Below are 661 nucleotides of genomic sequence, written 5' to 3'. Positions count from 1 at the left end.
GGCGTTAGGACTCACGAAGACATGCATCCGCCGATCGTAATCGACGAGCACGGAGACATCAGCCTCTTCCCCTCGGTTGAGGCCGCCTCTCGCTACCTTGAGCCGATCGATGTTCGCAACAATGAGTACGTCGCCTACGACAGCGCTGGATTCTTGCTCGAGCTAGTCTCCACCGAGCCTGTTGTGAGCATTCCTGGCTATCTTTCAGAACTGCCGCGCCGGGAGCAGCTAGCACAGGTCCTGCGCTCCTTCTTGGAGCGGGCCTCTGGCGTCCCGGTTCCAGCGGAGGTAACGTCGCCGGAGGGACTCCTTGCGCTATTCATCAGCAAGTTCGGTTACACGGGGTGAGCCCTAACATTTCATTCAAGCCGACGCCGCTCCGCGGCGCGGCTTAATTCAGGCGTTAGGCASGTAGTCGCAGCCGYGCGGCCAGGTCGAGGGAGCGACGCGATGTCGGGGCTCATGCTCGCYCGCTTTGTGCTTCGGTCATGCGTACAACGCCCCCAGTCGAGCTCATTGCCGGCGGCTGWCTTCCCCCTTCGGCAGGCCCCCGGTCTTCGGCGGCGCGGGGCACGGCGAGCTGATACATTCCCGCCCGGGGGTTAGGTCATGGAAGAGCAGYCGGCCGCAGTTCTTGGCTCCGGTTGCGGCGCTAGGCCTA

1 protein-coding gene is annotated in these 661 nt (G+C 63.3%); it reads left to right on the top strand.

Going from position 1 to position 661, the window contains the following annotated elements; translation table 11 throughout:
* Positions 1 to 348, top strand: a 348-nt coding sequence (locus tag AB4Y64_RS17720) for a hypothetical protein (RefSeq protein WP_441817764.1), incomplete at its 5' end; no start/stop codon positions are given.
* Between the last annotated feature and the right edge of the window lie 313 nt (positions 349 to 661).

This window comes from Lysobacter sp. TAF61 (assembly GCF_052113485.1).
Taxonomy (GTDB): Bacteria; Pseudomonadota; Gammaproteobacteria; order Xanthomonadales; family Xanthomonadaceae; genus Lysobacter_J.
The sequence above is the reverse complement of the archived record's forward strand: the minus strand, read 5'-3'. Positions and strand labels throughout refer to the sequence as shown.